Origin of the sequence: Nostoc sp., from assembly GCF_036917315.1 — a bacterium.
GTDB lineage: Bacteria > Cyanobacteriota > Cyanobacteriia > Cyanobacteriales > Nostocaceae > Nostoc.
The window spans coordinates 57989-77711 of sequence record NZ_JBALDR010000071.1; the positions used below are offsets into that span (position 1 = coordinate 57989).

Sequence of the window (19723 nt, forward strand, 5' to 3'; positions counted from 1 at the left end):
ATAAAATAGCTCACTGCCATTCATCAAAAATTTGTTTTATCCGCTCAATTGCCGTGTCTGCTGCTTCTTCTGGAGATATGCTATTGACAACTATTCCATTGAGAGCCTTACCCCAAACATTCTCTTCTAAAACTAGGCTGTAAGCAGGGTTTTGGACAATATAAAATGGGCGAGTATCTTTAGTTAGTGTTTTAGTTGCAGTGGAAAGATGAGGATCTGCCGGATTTGTCCAAAAGGGGTCTTTCCAAACAGGCTTCATTACTGGTAGATACCGACCTCCGGTAGCTTTGAGATAGTTTCCTATTATTTCAGGTTTAATTAAATACGCGAGAAAGTCTTTGGCTACCTTCTGATTTTTAGACTCGGCAAACAAAACTATTTCATTAATCGAGACTAAGAAGCGCATCGGTTTACCATTAGGTTTGTTCGGAAATTCTAGGATACCAAGCTTGTGACGATAGGTGTTAGAATCTTGGCGGACAGCAGCAGAAATCGAGAGCGAACTGTTAGGCGTCATAACCACGCCACGATTGAGCAAGCTGCGATTATTGTCTGGATTTAACCAGTTTACTGCGTCTGGTGGTACGTAACCCTGCTGGAAAAATTTCGCATACCACTCTAAGCTTTTAACAATACCTTGATATACCTTGGGATCGTTGAGCAGAAGTTGACCCTTGGAGTCTAAAATTTGGACATTGTATGCCTCTAAAATCTGCTCAAATAAGTAGTAGGTATCTGTAGAACCAGTGGAAAAAGGAAAGCCTAATCCGTAAATATTCTGTTTTTGCTGTGCGCGCAAATCATCCTGAACTTGTTTCCAAAACTCCCAGAAAGCATCCCAATCTTTAGGGATATCGCTTTGAGTTCGACCTACTTTCTCTAGTAAGTCTCGCCAGTAGAAGATATGAATTGTTAATTGATTAATTGGGACTGCATAGTAACTCGGTTTTTTATCAACGTTGTTATATAAACGAACTGCTTCCAACACACCTTCAGAATAAATACTTTTGACTGGTTCAATTACATCAGAGACATCTGCCAATTTACCTTCCCAAGCAAGACGTGGATACAGCTCTCTCTCAGCACTGCTATTTATGACGAGATCGGGCGAATTACCTGCCTGAAGTGCCCTTTGAGTCTTTTGTGGCAATTCATCATTAGTATAGAAAGTAAGTTTAATTTTGTTGCCGCTTTGCTGTTCCCAGTTACTAATAATCTTCTGGAGCGCTTCATCCTCTTCCAAAGTGTAACCTTTATCTGACCAAATCTTCAGGACTTTACTGTTAATAGGAGACTCGGTGACTGAAGATTGGCTAGATTTTAAGATGTTAATGCAGGCAAGAATTATCAAGCTGAGTATCAATGCCATGAGTACGTAGCGATGGCTAGCTCTTATTAGCATTACGGTAAAAGTTTGCTTGACTTTTCGCTGATTCTTCAAGCCTTTAGTCATTAGACTGGCTTTGGTTCTGAATAACATACTCATTTTATGATTTTTGCCAGAAAAACATCTTAACTGCATCTTCTGACATTACATAGCGCTTATTCAAGCTTAAATAGTTGCTTTTTACTCACTTTTCACCATCAGTCAGAATTGCTAAGTAAGTGGGCAAGAATAAATTAAACTATGTTACGTAATGTAAAATTAATCAAATTATCTCTTAGTTAGAGCTTAATTTTTCTTCTAATTTGTAAAGACAGATTGTCTCTAGCTGGGGTTGTTTGAACCATAATTTAAAATCTTGAATAGTTTTGCCATGCCAACTTTGCTGCACCTACTATTCCTGCAAAATTGCCTAACTCTGCTGGCAATATTTGTAAACCCTCTCGTGATAAAGGCTGCACTCGCTTCTCAATTTCTGCCTTCACACTTGGTAAAAAAAACTCAAAGCTACCACTGATACCGCCACCAATCACGATCGCTTGTGGTGTGAGTACATAAATCAAACTCGTCAAACCAATTCCCAAATTAACACCATATTCTTGCCAAAAAGTCAATGCTGCGGCATCTCCTTGTTGGGCAAGAAAACCCAATTCGATGGGTTCCTTAAGAGTGCGGCGGCGAATTGCAGTAGCACAGGCATATTGTTCCAAAGAGCCTCGATTGCCACTATTACAAATTGGGCCATCAGGATTTAAGGAAATTAAACCCAATTCCCCGGCAGCTCCTTGATGTCCAATAAATAGTTTGCCATCAAGGATAATTGCGCCACCAACCCCAGTACCTAAAGTTAGCAGAATCAGATTTTGAAAGTGGCGACCGGCTCCCAGCCAAGCTTCTCCTAAAAGAGCGCAATTAGCATCGTTAGCGATCGCAGTCGGTTTGCCAGTTTTAGCTTCTAACCAGTCTGCTAAAGGCACATCGATCCATCCAGGCAAGTTAATGGCGATTTTAGCAATGCGTCCTGCGGCATCGGATGGGCCAGGAGTACCAACACCAATGGCAACAGCTTGATTTTCTGGATCGATTTGAGCGATCGCATCTACCAGCACCGCCAACACCGCTTCCGGCGTTGTTGGTTGAGGAGATACCACAGTCAAAGATAAGAGACAAGTACCATCATCTGCAAAACGCCCCAGCTTAATTGCTGTTCCCCCGACATCAATGCCAATTACTTGAGAACTCACCACTTTAAAATCCTCAGACCAAACCATAGCCACCTAGCAAACCTTTGCGTACCCTTGGCGCTTACCTCTGCGCTCCTTTGCGTTTCAATTTCACCCCTCAATTCGCCATTATTTTCTGTAAATCTATACTTATTAGCATCTTGGCGCGAAAAAATACTCAAATTTTTATTCTATTGAGTGCAAGTTGTTTTCATCACCGATTTTAAGATGCGGGGCTTTCAACTCCGCTCTCTGTAAATTAGCAACAGTTGTGGTACGAAAACTCGATTGTTCCTGCCAAGCAGTAATTGGCGCACCTCTTAAGATACCAGCAAGAGCAACGGAAAGGATAAACCCGCCAGTAGCGGCAGCAATTAACGTTAGATTATCTTTCATACAAATCTCTGTATTGTTATTTGTCATTAGTCATTTGTCCAAAACTAATGACCAGTGATTACTGTCGGATTCTATTTTCTCTCCGTAAACGGGGATTGACAAATTCATTTAACCCCTCACCAAGTAGTGATAACCCTACCACCATGAATGTCATCGTTAAACCAGGGAAAAGCGTAGTCCACCAAATGCCAGTAGGTAGAGCTTCTAAGGCTTGTTTTAAATCATGTCCCCATTCTGCCACTTCTTCGGGAAGTCCTAGCCCCAAAAAGCCCAAACCGCCCAACACCAAAATCGCATCAGCGGCATTGAGTGTAAATAGAACGGGTACGCTTTGAATGACGTTGAAAAACAGATAACGGGAAAGCACAACCCAAGTGGAAGCACCCATTGCTTGAGCAGCTTCGATAAACACTTCAGTTTTCACGCTCACGGTGTGGTTGCGAACAACGCGGTAATATTGAGGAATGTAGGCGATGCTAATAGCGATCGCAGCATTTAATATCCCACGCCCCACCACAAAGGCCAGTGTCACAGACAGCAGTAGCCCCGGTAGAGTGTAGATGCTATCCATAATAAATAGCAGCACCTTATCCAACTTCCCGCCGAGATAACCACTTAGCATCCCCAAAGGCACACCAATAATCATACTCAGCGCCGTTGCCAAAATCACCACCTGCAAAGCAGCTTGAGCGCCGAACAATGTTCGGGAGAACACATCATAGCCGAGGCGACTAGTACCAAACCAATGTTTAGCTGAGGGTGGCTCGTGAATTGGATTAGAGAGAAAATCTTTCGGGTTTTGCAGCCATCCCCAAGCCTGCAATACGGGAGCAAAGAAGGCCAGGAAGATGAAAAATAGGGTAATGGCTAACCCGATGAGCATGAGTTTTTGGGAAAGATTGAGACTTTTGCCAAATTGCAAAAATGTCGGTAGTCGCCGTTTTGTAATGGCCATAAAGCGATCGCCTGGAGCAAAGCTTGATACGCTGACCATTTTACATATTTAGATAGGGGATTGCGTAAACATCCTGAATAAAAGTCCGATTACCTCACGCTGGATACAGAGCTAGACTGAATTAGAGGTGAAATTATGCCTGATTTTTGCCAGAGATTTTAACTACTATTCAGAGTCCTACAATGTTCGCGATCGTCTTTATCAACGAATTAGTCAGCTTGATGATGCAGCCTTTGATTTTTTTGACACACTTTCAGTATTTTAACTGTGGTCTTGGCTGTTAATACTTAATTAATATGTAGCACAATATTTTTTATTATCTTGGTCATTGTGAAACCTCTTCTACAAACTTACTTAGAACAAGAAATCTGGATACTAGTGAGAGATAAGTGGTATTTCGCCACAATCATCGGAGTTTGGGATGATTTATTGTCCTTTAAACATAGAACTTATAACAAAGATACAGAGGAGGATACTTTCTGGGAAATGGTTGTGCAAATCAGTGAAGTAATTGCTATTGATAAAGTTAAGTCTATTATTAGTAGAAAACCAGAAATGCTTATTTCACGGCTACTAGAAACTGAGCAAGATACAAGCGATCGCCATCAAGATAATTAATATTAATTAGCTCTATTTTGGAGTTATACCGTTTCTTTGTGAAGCTGCGCCAAATCTCTTAATTTCTTATTTCTTCTCTTCTCCTGTCGGAGACGCTGCGCGAACGAGACGCTTCTCTTTCAGAGACGCTAAAGCGAACGCGAAGGCGTACTTGGCGCTCTTCTCTAACGAGACGCTGCGCGATGGCGGTTCGTTCTTTATTTCTTGCACTATAAGCGCATCTTCATACAGAATTGGTATTAGACTCATTCTTTGCACCTGTTTCAAGATACAAAGCATGAGCAGTAAAGTTGTCCGCTTTTCCCATTTTTTCTTGTCATCACTAAAACTTGATGTCCCAAGTACACGGCTTCTTGTATGGAGTGGGCAATTAAGGCTATCACAAAAATAACACTGAACGGCACGGAAGCCACTTGGCAATAGATGCGTGGAGGAAGTGCCAACGGCGAATTAATTCGCCGTCAATATTATCCGTTATGTGGATCTTCAATATACCTTTTAATTACGTCTGCTGAAACCTGTCCAGCAGTAGAGTAAAAATAGCTATTAGTCCATAAGCTAGGCAATTTCAATAGCTGGGGAAACTCTTTACGCAACATATAAGATGAACGCCCCTTAAAGGCTTTTACTATCTGATTTATAGCAATATCTGGCTGATGCTCTACAAATAAATGTACATGTTCGGGAGCGACTTCTAACGCTAAAACATCCCAATCTTTCTCCAGAGCTAACTCATTAATTATTTGTCGAAGGCGTTTAGCTACTTCTCCTATCAAGACCATTTTTCTTCGTTTCGGTATCCAAATCAAGTGAACTACGGCATTGCCTTTTGAGTGATTGCCTATCCTATATTCTAATGTTGTTTTCATGTTGAAGGCTATAAGCTATTGACAAATACAGCCTATCTCAGATACAGTAATTGAGTCAATAAAATATTGCAATTAATGCCAATCCAGTATGGTTGTCAGCAAGTCTTAATTAATCCAGATAATCAGTTGAAAGCTATTCTGGAGTATATCTGTTCCGTTGCTAATAGTCTTACAAATTGTGGCATTTATTATAGCCGTCAAATTTATTTCAAAACTGGCAAGTTTCCAAGTAAGGCAGACCTGCACAAACAGCTAGGAACAATTGCGCGAAACAAACACTATCAAGCCTTATATTCAGACACGGCGCAGCAAATACTAACTACTGTGGCTGAGTCTTTTAAGTCTTATACTGGACTACTGAAAGGCATTACAAAGGGAACGGTTAAGCAAAAACCTAAGTTACCTAATTATCGAAAATCAGGAGGTTTAGCACTAGCTACTTTTACTGGACGTTCAATAAAATTCAAAGACGGAATACTTCGTTTTCCAATGGGTTCTATATCAAAGGTTTGGTTTGGAATAGATGCCTTTTATCTGCCAATGCCGTCAAACCTTGACTTCAAGGCTATTCGAGAGATTAGAATCTTACCAAGAAATCGACAATTCTATGCAGAGTTCGTTTACCAAGTCTCATTCATTAGTGCTGATGTTGATAAAACTAAAGTATTAGGAATTGACCACGGATTAGACAACTGGTTGACTTGTGTATCAAATACTGGAACATCTTTTATTATTGACGGATTGCATCTCAAAAGCATTAATCAGTGGTACAACAAGTCAGTTGCCAATATAAAAGAAGGAAAACCCCAAAGCTTTTGGTCAAATCGACTTGCGGCAATTACAGAAAAGCGTAATCGTACAATGCGAGACGCTGTAAATAAAGCTGCAAGAATTGTAATCAACTATTGCTTAGACAATCGAATTGGTACTGTTGTTTTCGGATGGAACGAAGAGCAAAAAAACGGTTCCAGTATGGGCAACAAGAACAACCAAAAATTTGTTCAAATCCCTACAGCTAAACTAAAAAACCGTATCGCCCAGCTATGTGAACAACACGGTATTGATTTTATTGAAACAGAAGAAAGCTACACCAGCAAGACGAGTTTTTTAGATGGTGATTTTCTGCCTACAATCGGTGCAAAACCCGATGGGTGGGAAAGTAGCGGGACTCGGATTACTAGAGGTCAATTTAGAACCTCAACTGGAATCAAAATAAATGCAGACTGTAACGGGGCAGTCAATATAATCAGAAAAGTAGCTGCGATATTTAAGTTTGACTTAAGTGGAGTAGGTAGAGGTGCTTTAAGTGCGCCTAAGAAAGTTCTTTTATGGACTCTTCAGAAATCCCCGCGCATTTATGCCGGGGAAGCTTAATTAAGCGAACTATAGTAATCCGATTTGAGTTTTGAAAAAATTTAAATATACGTAGGGTGCATTACGCTTCACTAACGCATCCTACGTATATTTCAAACATCAAATATCAGGTCTACATAGCAGGTATTGGGCAGAGTCTTCCTCAGTTCCCAATACCTACTTATCTCAAAGATTACTTTCAATCAACTGGCGGTATTCACTCTTTTGCTTTACGCCTTTGACTTCCTTCACCAGCTCCTTATTTTTGAACAATTGAACTGTTGGCGTTCCTGTCACACCAGCATTTTCAGCAATATCTCGGTCTTTGTCGATGTCAATTTCTACAAAATGAATTTTGCTGTCAAATTCATCCACCACTTTATTTAAAATTGGCTTCAGAGTATGACAAGGGCCGCAACCAGGAGAGACGTATTTAACAAGGAGTAAGCGATCGCTTTCATGGAACAATTTCCGTAAAGCATAACCACCCTCATGGCGCGTCCCATCCAAATTAAATCCAGCTTCTTCCTCGGCTTCAGTCTTTTTCGCTGGCTGATGTTCTAATTCATTAACCGCTGTTTCTGGCTGTTGATGGAATTCTTGAATCAAACCAGTAGATGACAACCAACGTTCTGCTAACATCGCCGCCATACAACCAGTACCCGCAGCCGTAATTGCTTGCCGAAACTCATGATCTTGTACGTCGCCAGCAGCAAAAACGCCTTCTACACTGGTTTCTACAGAACCGGGCTTAGTGACAACGTAACCTATCTCATCCAGTTCTAATTGTCCTTTAAATAAAGAGGTATTGGGACTATGACCAACGGCGTAGAATAAACCCTTAGCGTGCAGTTGGCTCTCTTCACCAGTTTTAGTATTGCGGACTTTCACCCCTTCCATGTGACCATTGCCGAAGATATCCACGGCTTCTGTATTCCAATGCACTTGGATTTTCGGGTTGCTCAAAACCCTGTCTTGCATCGCTTTAGAAGCCCGCATTTTATCCGTGCGTACCAACATATTTACCTTAGAGCCGTATTTGGTGAGGTAAATTGACTCTTCCGCCGCCGAGTCGCCAGCACCAATTACAGCCAATTCTGCGCCGTGAAAAATTGGTGTTGCACCATCGCAAATTGCACAAGCGGAAATACCCCGACTCCAGAATTCATGTTCGCTGGGTAAGCCTAAACGCTTTGCTGTTGCACCGGTAGCAATGACGATACTGTTGGTTTTTATTTCCCTTTCTTGCGATCGCACTGTAAAGGGACGCTGACTCAAGTCAACTGAGATAACATCTTCAGTATATAGTTCAGCCCCCCAGCGCTCCGCCTGCGCCTTCATCTCATCCATCAGTTCCGGGCCGGTAATTCCTTTAGGAAATCCCGGAAAATTTTCAACTTCCGTCGTTGTCATTAGTTGCCCACCAGGTAAACCCCCGGCTTGGAAACCTTCAAATACAACGGGTTTCAGGTTAGCGCGTCCAGCATAGATGGCGGCTGTATAGCCTGCTGGGCCAGAACCGATAATTACCAAGTTTTCTACAGTTGGGTTAGTCATGAAAATATATGAACTCATAACGACTACGCTTAATATAGCATAACAAATTATGATTGGCTACCTCAGATGGGAAGCGATGTCTGCGACGGGCTACGCCTACGCCAAATGCCTACGGTGCTATGCGCTCAACACTTGCCAAATATCTTCTTAACCGCTAAAACTTTTCTTGCAGATACTTCCTGATAATATCAACATCTAGTTCTAGCAATTCTGCTATTTCTTGAATGCTCATACCTTTGTCGGTAAGCTTTGGAACTAATTTCAATTTTGTCTTTGTTAAGATACTCTCGTACAATCGAGTATTAGGAAATTGGCACTCGTCTAATTACCTTCTTAAATATCTGGGTCATGTCGCGCCAGCTAGGACGTGTAACTGGTTCTAGCGCTGGGTTTATCTTGCTGAATATAGAAGAGGACGACTCGGAAAAAAGAAATTTGCGATCGCCTGAGGTGTCTTTTGTTCGGGCTGGCCGATTGAAGAAGACCAAGTGCGACTTTGTAGAGTTGGTTCCAGACTTGATGGTTGAGATTAAATCTAAAAGCGATATAATCAAACCGCTTGAAGAGAAAATTCAGCTATTCTTGCAACTTGGGTCTACAATCGGCATATTGATTGACCCTGACAAATTGACATTAACGGTTTATCAACTAAACCAAGCCTCAGTAGTGATGCAAAATGGCGACACACTTACACTACCGGACTTGCTACCAGGTTGGGAACTGGCAATATCAGAACTGTGGCCACCTGAGTTTGAATAAGGCGCTTCCACCTAGTAGCTCTTGGTCAACACCAGGGATTTAGTGATGTTTGTGCATTTGGAATGTAAGGATTTTGGATTGTGTAATTGTACCTCCTCAAACTTTTTTTTCTGAAGGTGATAGGAAAGCGATCGCAGCTGGGTAAGTTACATCTAGAACACCCAAGCACTTCCTACCCCAGGAAAACACTTATGAAAACGGAATTAAAAGCAAAGTTTCTCCAACACATCCTCAACAAAAAGAATGAAAATGAGGGTTTTACACTTATTGAATTACTAGTAGTAATTATCATCATCGGTATTTTGTCTGCGATCGCTCTGCCTTCTTTCTTGAACCAAGCCAACAAAGCCAAACAGTCAGAAGCAAAAACCTACGTGGGTTCGATGAACCGCGCTCAACAAGCTTTTTACTTAGAACAGAACACATTTGCACTTTCCGGTGAAATTGGTAAATTAGGTCTTGGTATTGCAACACAAACATCAAATTACTCCTACACAATTACTGGTACTGCTAGTGCAGTAACCAACCAAGGAGGAGTAATACTTGCGTCTGCACCTCTGAAAAATTATCTTGGTGGTGTGGGTGTAACAACACAAGCTGCTACCAGTGAAGCTACCACCATAGCTCTTTTATGTGAATCTTCACTAACTAGAGTTGGCGGTGCTCCAGCTGTAATTGCCTCCGATTTCACCGCCGCAGGATCACCCACTTGCCCCAGTACCTACGTTAGCTTATCTAAGTAGACACGTCAGTTAATAGTTGAAATATTACTCATCTACACCACTTGAGATAAAAGTTAACTTGTCACTACAGCTTTTATTAAGCTAAATTACGTATTTTCCCAAGTGGGTAGATTCTTCTATCCACTTTATTTCATTTTGTGTTTTATTCACAATCAGATTGCCCATACCTCTTTCTATAAAAATTAAAATGATTACTGATATATATAATTGGCAAAATCAGGCTGAAGAATACTTCATTGAAGAGAACTATTTGCAAGCAGCAAAGTTATACGAGCAAGCAATAGCAATAGAACCAAATACTATCTCTTATTATTGGCATTTAGGGTTACTATTGCTATTACAAGGGCAAGAAGCAGAAGCTCAAATGACTTGGATGTTGCCAATAACAGAGGCAGATGAGGAACAATTACCAATTTGGATAAATGAACTATTTCAATTTTTACAAGTAGAAGCTGAAAGGCGTGAAACACTGGCAGAATATTCTCTGGCTTGGTTAATTCGCCAGCATATACGAGAAATTAATCCTAGTTATATAAATAATTTGCTTCAAATACTTATACTTTCTATAAAATTGGAAAACTTTGAAGAAATTGATAATGTGAATGAGTGGGGATTAATTGAAAGCTTAAAAGCAAAAGAAGATATAGAAATAAATACCGAATTACTAATCCAAGTTTTAAAAGAATTTTTAAATACTATTCCCTTACATCCAATTAATCTAAATTTAATAGAAGCTAGTCTGCCTTATTTCTCTGATACTCATCAATGCTTCTCTATACTGCTTCCTGCTGCTCTGAAAATTGGTCATACTTTGCGGCAGCCTTTACTAGCAGCATCTCTACTAGAATTGCATTTACAATTGGAGCCAAATAATGTAGAAATTTTGCGGCACTTAGCGATTTTTTACCAAGACGCTCGTAATTATTCTCAAGGAATAGAGACAGCTAGGTTATGTTATTCCTTATCAGAAAGCTTGGCTGATAAAATTTTTGCACTTCATTTGCTGTTAAGGGGTCTAATGACAGCAGGAGGATATTGGCAAGAGATATGTACAACTTGTCAAGAATTGCAAACTGTGTTTCAACAGTTTATTAAAGCTGAACGAATTCCTTTAGAAGAAGGAAGAATCTTACGGTTGCTGACGCCATCTTTTGCGATACCTCATATTAAAGATGCTCCTGCAGATTTTCGAGGTATTCATAATCAGGTAGCTGAAATTTTTAACTTTTATATTAAAGCTTTTGGTCAATCAGAAGGAAAAAATTATTGTCATAAAATTATCAATAAGCAAGATTTGTCTTTACCTACTAAAAAATTAAAAATTGGTTATGTATCTTACGCTTTAAGGAATCATTCTGTTGGTTGGCTAGCTCGATGGTTATTTCAACATCACGATCGAGATAAATTTGATATTCATACTTATTTTGTGAACTATCAATTAGTCAATGACTATCTCCAAGAGTGGTATCTCAGTCAGGCAGGAAAACTTCGTCAATTAGGCATGAATGGTCTAGAAATTGCTGACCAGATATATCAAGATGAAATTGATATTTTAATTGACCTTGACAGTATCACTCTAGATATTACCAGTGAAGTGATGGCACTCAAGCCAGCACCAATTCAAGTTACTTGGCTGGGATGGGATGCATCAGGCATACCTGCAATTGATTACTTTATCGCAGATCCTTATGTACTGCCAAATGATGCCCAAAATTACTATACAGAAAAAATCTGGCGGCTACCCCAAACTTATATAGCAGTAGATGGTTTTGAAGTTGGTGTACCAACTCTCCGCCGCGATGACTTGGATATTCCTATGGATGCCGTTGTCTATCTCAGCGCCCAAAGAGGATATAAACGCCATCCAGAAACGACAAAGTGGCAAATGCAAATTATTAAACAAGTACCTAACAGCTACTTTTTGATTAAAGGGCCTGCTGAGGAGGAAACAATTAAACGCTTCTTTTACCAAATTGCCGAAGAAGAAGGTGTAGATTGTTCTCGGTTACGATTTTTACCACAAGTTTATTTAGAGTCAGTTCATCGTGCTAATTTAGGCATTGCTGATATTGTATTAGATACATTTCCCTACAACGGAGCGACAACAACCTTAGAAACATTGTGGATGGGTATCCCTTTAGTGACAAGAGTTGGTGAACAATTTGCAGCGCGTAACAGCTACACCATGATGATGAATGCGGGTATCACAGAAGGTATTGCCTGGACTGATGAAGAGTATATAGAATGGGGTGTGCGCTTAGGGAAAGATGAGGCTTTACGTCAGCAAGTCGCTCTGAAGTTGAAAGCATCGCGGCAAACAGCCCCATTGTGGAATGGCAAACAGTTTACCCGTGAGATGGAAAAGGCTTACGAACAGATGTGGCAAAGGTATATTGATGGCAAATAAGCTCGTAGTGAGGGTTAAAACCCTCAAATTCAATATTAATAAGAGCTAGTACAATGTCTAAGCTAGTAATGAAAAGTTTGTAGTAAGCACTTCAGTGCTTAGAAAATAAGGACTAAAGTCCTTACTACCAACATTAAAAATTATCCCAATCTTTGCCATAATCTTGAACTGGATACTGAGTCCAACAATCACGCAGCCATTGCCGTCCACAAGCTTGTAAATACCAGTGAACACTACTTTCAACCCAGTCGTAAGGAGATTTTACTAAACCGTGTTTAACTGGATTGTAATGAATATAGTTAACAGTTGTATAGTAATGTCTTTCCGAACGAATAGCGCGATCGCTCCAACGATACCAAATTTTTCTTTTAGTTACATTGTCTTCTATATTCCACTGGCGAGAAACCGCACCATGTATTCTGCGAAATAAATCACCTAATACATCAAAATTTTCCGCGTAAACCAGTAAATGATAGTGATTAGGCAAAACAACCCAAGCACATATTCTTAAATTTGTAGTGAGCGCTTCAGCGCTCTTCTCTTCATTTGCACTCACACCAAACCTATCAAAAATCATATCTAGCAGTTGCTGACGACGAGATTCAGTGTGTATATGACACTGATGCTCGTAACAAGCTGCTGTTAAGAGATAAAATTGCTTATCTTGTACAGGATGTGGTGGAGAGTGGGGTGGATAACCTTGGCTTAAGCGATATTTAACTAGTTCAGCTTTTTGTTCTGTTGTGAGTTTGCGATACTCATACATATATTTTTAAGCGCTGAAGTGCTTACTACAAACAATTCAAAAGTTCGTAGTGGGGACTTTAGTCCTCCTCCTTTGAAATGATAAATTTAAGCACTGAAGTGCTTACTACAAACTTATTTATAAAAGGCTTCTTAAGATGCGCTCAAGCTATCTACATCGCAGAATGGGAGATTTTCTGCTTTCGCTTGTGCGATCGCATATTGATTATCTGTTGTTAAAGCAATTCGAGTATCAATTCTAGGCAAAAGAGTTTTCCATTGTGCATCACTTAACTTACCTAGCAAAGAAATTTCTGGCCCCTCAGTTATATCTACATCATCTTCCATGAGCAAATTCATGGTCAAAGACGATAAAAGCATATCGGCTTCCTCCTCAGAAATATTTTGAGTATCTATGAGAAGAGTTATGTGACTTTTATCTGGGTGAGTCGTGAGGGTAGAAATGACACTCGCTAAATCTTGATATAGTAGGTCTTCTGGTTGTGACCAGTCTGGGAAAATAATTAGGTTGATATCTCCTAAGCGGAAATTTTGACTTAGGGTATCTGCAAGGTATTTACTAAATAGTTCTTGGAAGAGGCTGCCTATTTTAGCTGAGTAAGAGCGACTATCTAGAAAACTAGGATTATTTTGCATTTTTTCTTTGATTTGGGCGCTCTTTTGTTGGCGTAATTCACGGTCAGTTCCAAGTGCGATCGCTAACTTAATATAATCCATCTCGTTGTTTGTTATTAAGTCTGGTATTTGGATTTCTCGTAAGTAGGCAGCTGCATGTCTCGACCTGAGAGCATCACCTTCCAAAACTACAGTTGTTAATCCTACCTCTAAAGCATCTACAAGGGAATGACCGCCTGAATGTCGGTAGGAATCTAAATATATATCAGCTAGCTTTAGAACTTCTCTAACATCGGCACGACTAGGTAGCGCATCAAGAACAATGAGACGGCTTTTCTCAACATTGTACCTAGCTAAAACTGCATACATTTGGTTAAGGAAAGAATTAGCCGGATAAGAATCGCTCCAGCTAGGAGCAAATGGATACAAAACGAGAATTGAATCAGGTACAGCAGCAAGAATTTTTGCCCAAGTTTCTCTCAGTTCTGGAATGATCTTGTAGCAATTAGCACCCGAAGTAAATACAACAGTTTTTTCAGTCGCACCCCAGTTTTCTCGATTGGGTTTAATTTTAAGGATCTCTAGTTCACAAGGGTAATCAAAACAGTAACCTACTCCATCAAGAGTTACTAACTTTTCCCTATAATGTTCTTGTCCGCCCGATACAGGTTCTGATAAACTGCCAGAAATAAAATAGTCAATGTTTCGTATGCCTGTTGTGGCAGGGCAAGAGCCAAAGGTCAACTGTATCCTTGCCAGTCGATGCAAGGCAAGTAATGTAATCTGATTTGTGACTGCTGTAACGTTCGTCGCAATTAAGAGAAGATCAATATCTCCATCACGAATCGTTTGTACCTGACCTTGTAGGTCTGGAGGTAGAGTAACTAAAGCATCTACATGACCTGTACAATAACGCTCTAAACGACTGTTATTTGCAGTTAGGGTATAGAGAATAATTTCAAAATTATTCCAATCTAAATGTTTGTATGCTGGCAGTGTATGGAAGGTTTCTGTACTTGATTGAAAATGACCAGCAAGAACTCCTAGACGAATTTTTTTGCGTTCTGGCGATCGCTCTGAAAAGTCGTAGTCGATTTCGTAGCCTTGAGTTTTCAAGGTATATTCCATGATATCAGCGCGTTTGCTATAAATCCCTATTAAGTTTTCTGTAGTGAAATATAGAGGGATGAAATTGGCAGTTTGAAGGAAAAATTGGGCTATATACTGCCATAGTGCCGATTCTTGATTAATAGATAGATTCTCTATTAAATAATCTAGCCATTGTTCTAAATAATAATAGTAATTATTTGCCTCTCCCTTCTTTTGAAATAGGCGCGGAAATTCAAAGATAAATTTCAGATAATCAGCTAGCAACCATTGGGGAATATGAGTTAGATCGTGTTGCAGGGGTAGCTGGTCAGCACGGCGGTACAACATTCCTGCTAACAGGTATTGGATAGCTTGTGCTTCGCCGAAACCTTTAGCAATATGATCTGATAGAGTATTAACAAAATTCTGCTCTTCATCTGTCAGAGATTCATGTTTAATACCGCTATTTAGCAAATTTTGATGTGTATTACCTAGATATGCAGAGTAATCAACAATTAATTGTTCTGCTGAGATAGTGAGTAATTTTTCTGTCAATCTCTGGCGAGCTTGGCAGAGGTTCCCTATTGCTGAGTTACTGCTTGGTTGTTGCTGATACTGATTAACGCAACTATTTATTTGAAATAAAAGCTCTTTTAACTCATTGCTGAGTTCATTTGACTTTTTAATCAACCCAAATGAAAGCAACAAATTTTCTGATTCTTTGATTATTGTTGGGTTAAAAATCTCAGAGTTGTAGGCAACGATTAAGGCAAACTTATTATGATGTTGGGTAAAAGCTCGATTTCCAGTCGAATCAATACTTCTGCGGTAATATATTACGATTTCTCTTAAACCGTAGAAGTTGATTTTATGTTTTAAGCAATTAAGCCAAAATTCCCAATCCTCATAACCAATTAAAGCAACATCCTCTTTGTAACCGTTAACTAAATCCCATGCTTTCCTCGAATAAAGTGAAGAGTTATGAAGCATATTAAATCGCTTCATATTTTCTTTAGAGAACAAGTCAGCGCTGATAATAAGTTTATTTTCTACTCCAAACATTTGGTAAGAACCAAATGCCACACAAGGAGAATCTTGATTTAATGCCACACTTAGCAGACTCTCAATTCCTGTTGAGCTTAACTTGTCATCAGCATCCAATGAAAGTATATATTCACCTTTGGATGCTCTGATACCAGCATTTCTAGCACTAGCAGGCCCACCGTTTGGTTTCTCAACAAGTCGTATCTTTTTATTAAAATACGTTGATATCAACTGTTGCGCGACTTCACTGGTATTATCTTTACTCCCATCATTGACAATAATGATTTCCCATTTCTCGTATGTCTGAGCAATGACGCTGGCCACTGTTTCTGGTAAAAACTGAGCTAGGTTGTAACAGGCAATAATCACAGATACAAGTGGCATATTTGACAAAGCAGGTAAAACTTGATTTCTTAGTGGCAAGAGTGCGCGTTCTACTACTGCTACTGTGTTTGTCAGCATCAGTTCTTGCCTAAACATTGCTTCTGCACGTTGCTTGCCAGATTGACCTTGTTTGTAGCGATATTCTGGTTTAATAGCCCAAGCATGAATTGTATTCACTAATTCTCGTACAGTGGCTTGCGGATCAATTTTAGGGTCGGGTAACAATTTACCCGTATCACCCAACTCTTCGGGAATACCACTGACTGCGGTCGCAATGATCGGTAATCCTTTTGCCATTGCTTCCATTATGGATAATGGCATTCCTTCTAATTCTGAAGGTAAAACAAAAATATCAACAGCATCAAGCCAATCTGTAATATCAGAACGTTCTCCAATTAACTTGACTTGTTTAGTGGCTCCAAGTTGCTCTAGTTCAGCTTTTAATTGGGTTTCTAAAGTTCCAGTACCAGCCCAAATAAAGTAAAGTTGAGACCAAATTCCACTTTGCTTGAGTTGTTGAATTGCTTCTAGTTGATACTGAAAACCTTTGACAGGCTCCAAACGACCAGCTGTAAAGCAAACTATAGCATCGGCGGGTATTTCTAAATCTTGACGCAGGCGATCGCGAACAGATGGTGTAGGAGGAGCAAAATAATGTTCTGGTCGCCCGTAATAAATCACCTGTCCTTTGTTTTTTGGAAGTCTGAAGAGCTGGTGTAATAAATTCAAATTCTCGGTTGACACAGCAATAACTGCTCTTGCTTGAGCATAAATTTGCTCTAATTCTTCCAAGTATGAGACAAATCGATCTGCCAAATAGGGAGCGACAAATCCCTCGACGATAATATATGGTATCCCCCTCTGATTAGCAATTTTTTTAGCAGCTAGATTGGATAAGGGACAGCAATCACTAAAAATCACAAGGTCAGGCTTAACACTAGCTAAAATCTTTTGAGCATCGGATATACTCGTTAAGGTACGTGAAAATTCTTGAAGAGTATTGTAGTCAAGCCACAAATGTTGAATGCCCAACTGCTGGCGCTGTTTAATAAACTGATTAGATACTTGGCTCTGTACACAAGTTACCTGATAGCCTAATTTCGCTAATTCACAAAGAAGTGTGTGGTTGTATTGCCCAACTCCATAAATGCTTGGATCGTCTGTATATAGTAATATCTGTTGATTTTGATTCATTGAACCATCAGTATCTAATTGTTCTGATGGTAAATAATTGGATTTAGGAGATTGATTTTCTGGTTGAATATCTTGATTTAACTCAGTATCTAACTGGTGAATAATTAACATTGGTAGTTCTACCCTGTGGATAGCTGGCTGCTTGAGAAGACTAAACATACTTGCAGCAAATTCACTCAAAGTGGACACAGAATTAACATCTGTCAAAAACTGTAACAAGAAATCCTTGCGAATTAGCCCAAAAGAAAGCAGGTTTTGAGGTAATGTTAGTAATGGTAAAATCTGAACAGCTTCTAAATAAGTTTTTGCAGGTACACGTTCAGTAAAAATTTGTTGATTGATTCTATTAGAAGATGCAATCCAAGCTCCAAATATAACTCCAGCAGTTTGTTTGTGTTCTTCTGCCAAAAGTATATCTAAAGCCGATGAAAGGAAAGACTCGTCATACTGAATATAATCATTCGTAATCAGAACATATTCTTCTTCAACAATGGAAATAACATTAATAATTGACTCTATGATGCTTTGGTAGTCATGCAAATCTAAATTATTACAATCATAAACAATCAGATTTTCATGGCGAGATTGATTTTTCCAGCTTGGTAAAAGTTGGTTGTCAGTTTTTTGAATGTTTGTATAATTGAGATGAATTATAGCTACTGAGGGTTTGGCAGATAAATCGTCACTTTCTAAAGTTTGAGACTTAATTTGTTGACGATATTCTTCTATCTCTTGCAACTCGCTGTTAAAGAAATTCAACTCCTCAAAATTTGAGCTATTTTTACGCTCATCTGTTGGTAAATCGTAGATAGAACTGTTATGTGTGATTCTATTGCAAATTCTATCTAAAGCTGGATCAATACCAGGCTTCAATTCATCTAAAGTTTTAATCCTTATATCAGGGTAATGATAGTCCTTTATGCCAATTGAGCGGAACTTAGTAGAAAACTTAAAGAAATAAGCATTAGTGAAGCGATATAACCTGAGCAAGTCCTTGACAGTTGGCTGAGAAGAGACAGAAAGTAGCTTATCGACTAATTCTCCCAAAGATTTTTTAGTGGTGTCTTGAAAAGCATGTCGTACTGCTCCCCGATATGGAGATAGTTCAAATGTTGCTGTTGGTACACCTCTAGCCAATGCCTCAAGTGCTACAGTACTAAAGAAAGCGATCGCTGCATCAGAATGCCATAAAATTGCATATGAAGTTAACTGTTCATAGGGCATGACAATCCGCACATTTTTAGGAGCAGAAAGTACTTGCTGATAAGCTCTTGACAAAAATTCATATGCTACAGCATGTGGGAATGTCTTACTTCCTATACCTGCGATAAAGGGATGATGACGAATTACTAAATATTCATCTCTATCCTTAAATATTTCCATCAAGCTTTCAATCATATCTAGTTGGCTTGTAATGCACTTATAATCATCAGACATTGCAAGCTCATCTTCGCTTGAGGTGAAAACAGTGATTATTTTTACATCTAATGGGATTCTTAATTGTTGACGAATATTTATATGATTTGAATGGAAATCATAAAAAGATGGCCAACTAAGATTTTGACCATTTTCCCGCTCCATGAAATAATTTTTTACTTGCAAAATTTCTTGCTTGTTTAAAGTAGTATCTTCCCAACTCTTGACACAATCAATTGGTGTTTTAGGACTTAAACAATTAGAATTATCAAAGAAACAAAAACTATCAGCAATAAATCCCCTTTCATGGGTGATAACATCAATTTCTCGCTGCCTTGCTACCTCAAATGCTACACTGTAAGGTGCAAAGCGAGCATTGAATAAAAATAAATTTGTTGGATTATAAGTATCTAGTAATCTGGAAATAGCTTTATAAGTTATTAATCCATCAATTAAATATTGTCTGTGAACTTTTCTCACATCTGGTCTGGACAGTTCTTTATCAGAAGATATTCTAAAATACGTATAAATAGATGAGGTCACCCATTTACCAATTGGTAATTCAAAATAGACAGCATTTTTATAATCTTGTTGTCCAAGATTTTCTACCCATTGATTAGCAATATTGTAGTCATTGTCAGTGATAGAATCGCGCAATTGTAGATAAGGTAAATTAAAAGATGAGGCCAAGAGCTGTTTACTAGTTTGTGAACAAGCTTGACAAGCATCAGCATATTCGTAACCAACCTGAGTTGCGAAATGTGCAACATTGCAATTTTTATATACTCCATCACAACCAACTACAAAAATCTCACAATTCCGCAACCTCAATGCCGAAGCAACTACTGCATCGACTTGACTATGGACTGACCACCATGCATAGGGTGCGAAAAACATGATTTTTTTGAGTTCAGTCATTGCTCTAATCCTTTGTTTACAATTTTCAATAGCG

13 protein-coding genes are annotated in these 19723 nt (G+C 39.2%); 5 read left to right on the top strand and 8 right to left on the bottom strand.

All coding sequences use genetic code 11. From position 1 onward, the window contains the following. Positions 1-10 precede the first annotated feature (10 nt). From V7K84_RS33000 to V7K84_RS33015, 4 genes are all read right to left on the bottom strand, one after another. Positions 11-1480 carry a sugar ABC transporter substrate-binding protein gene (locus V7K84_RS33000; RefSeq protein WP_334844545.1) on the bottom strand — a complete coding sequence of 490 codons (1470 nt, stop codon included), beginning with the start codon at positions 1478-1480 and terminating at the stop codon, positions 11-13. A 254-nt stretch (positions 1481-1734) separates the two neighbouring features. Further along, on the bottom strand, positions 1735-2655 hold the full coding sequence (locus V7K84_RS33005; RefSeq protein WP_334844547.1) for an ROK family protein: 921 nt from the start codon (positions 2653-2655) through the stop codon (positions 1735-1737). Between the two features lie 138 nt (positions 2656-2793). After that, positions 2794-3030, bottom strand: coding sequence for a hypothetical protein (locus tag V7K84_RS33010; RefSeq protein WP_442941029.1), 237 nt, complete (start codon positions 3028-3030; stop codon positions 2794-2796). A gap of 31 nt (positions 3031-3061) precedes the next feature. Then, the gene (locus V7K84_RS33015; RefSeq protein ID WP_292726601.1) at positions 3062-3958 is read right to left on the bottom strand and encodes an ABC transporter permease; all 897 of its coding nucleotides are present in this window, start codon (positions 3956-3958) and stop codon (positions 3062-3064) included. 330 nt (positions 3959-4288) lie between these two features. Between V7K84_RS33015 and V7K84_RS33020 the strand changes: the two genes are divergently transcribed. Then, entirely contained in the window at positions 4289-4576 is a 288-nt protein-coding gene (locus tag V7K84_RS33020; protein ID WP_334844549.1) for a hypothetical protein, read from the top strand. Between the two features lie 467 nt (positions 4577-5043). On the opposite strand, the gene tnpA is transcribed toward V7K84_RS33020, so the two are convergent. Then, positions 5044-5445 carry an IS200/IS605 family transposase gene (tnpA, locus tag V7K84_RS33025; RefSeq protein WP_334844550.1) on the bottom strand — a complete coding sequence of 134 codons (402 nt, stop codon included), beginning with the start codon at positions 5443-5445 and terminating at the stop codon, positions 5044-5046. 75 nt (positions 5446-5520) lie between these two features. Between tnpA and V7K84_RS33030 the strand changes: the two genes are divergently transcribed. After that, on the top strand, positions 5521-6819 hold the full coding sequence (locus V7K84_RS33030) for an RNA-guided endonuclease InsQ/TnpB family protein (protein ID WP_334844551.1): 1299 nt from the start codon (positions 5521-5523) through the stop codon (positions 6817-6819). A 165-nt stretch (positions 6820-6984) separates the two neighbouring features. Here the strand turns inward: V7K84_RS33030 and trxB are convergent, their stop codons facing one another. Beyond that, positions 6985-8355, bottom strand: a complete 1371-nt coding sequence (gene trxB, locus V7K84_RS33035; RefSeq protein ID WP_334844880.1) for a thioredoxin-disulfide reductase — start codon at positions 8353-8355, stop codon at positions 6985-6987. 309 nt (positions 8356-8664) lie between these two features. Between trxB and V7K84_RS33040 the strand changes: the two genes are divergently transcribed. The 3 genes from V7K84_RS33040 to V7K84_RS33050 all read left to right on the top strand — a co-directional run bounded on the left by V7K84_RS33040 (position 8665) and on the right by V7K84_RS33050 (position 12264). Beyond that, positions 8665-9114, top strand: a complete 450-nt coding sequence (locus tag V7K84_RS33040; protein WP_334844882.1) for a Uma2 family endonuclease — start codon at positions 8665-8667, stop codon at positions 9112-9114. Between the two features lie 191 nt (positions 9115-9305). Then, positions 9306-9857, top strand: coding sequence for a type IV pilin-like G/H family protein (locus V7K84_RS33045; protein ID WP_334844553.1), 552 nt, complete (start codon positions 9306-9308; stop codon positions 9855-9857). A 187-nt stretch (positions 9858-10044) separates the two neighbouring features. Then, on the top strand, positions 10045-12264 hold the full coding sequence (locus V7K84_RS33050) for an O-linked N-acetylglucosamine transferase, SPINDLY family protein (RefSeq protein WP_334844554.1): 2220 nt from the start codon (positions 10045-10047) through the stop codon (positions 12262-12264). Positions 12265-12397: 133 nt separating this feature from the next. Here the strand turns inward: V7K84_RS33050 and V7K84_RS33055 are convergent, their stop codons facing one another. Together V7K84_RS33055 and V7K84_RS33060 are read right to left on the bottom strand one after the other, a co-directional pair. Then, positions 12398-13030, bottom strand: a complete 633-nt coding sequence (locus tag V7K84_RS33055) for a transposase (RefSeq protein WP_334844556.1) — start codon at positions 13028-13030, stop codon at positions 12398-12400. A 131-nt stretch (positions 13031-13161) separates the two neighbouring features. Continuing rightward, positions 13162-19689: a glycosyltransferase gene (locus V7K84_RS33060; RefSeq protein ID WP_334844557.1), complete on the bottom strand. Its 6528-nt coding sequence runs from the start codon at positions 19687-19689 to the stop codon at positions 13162-13164. Positions 19690-19723: the final 34 nt, after the last annotated feature.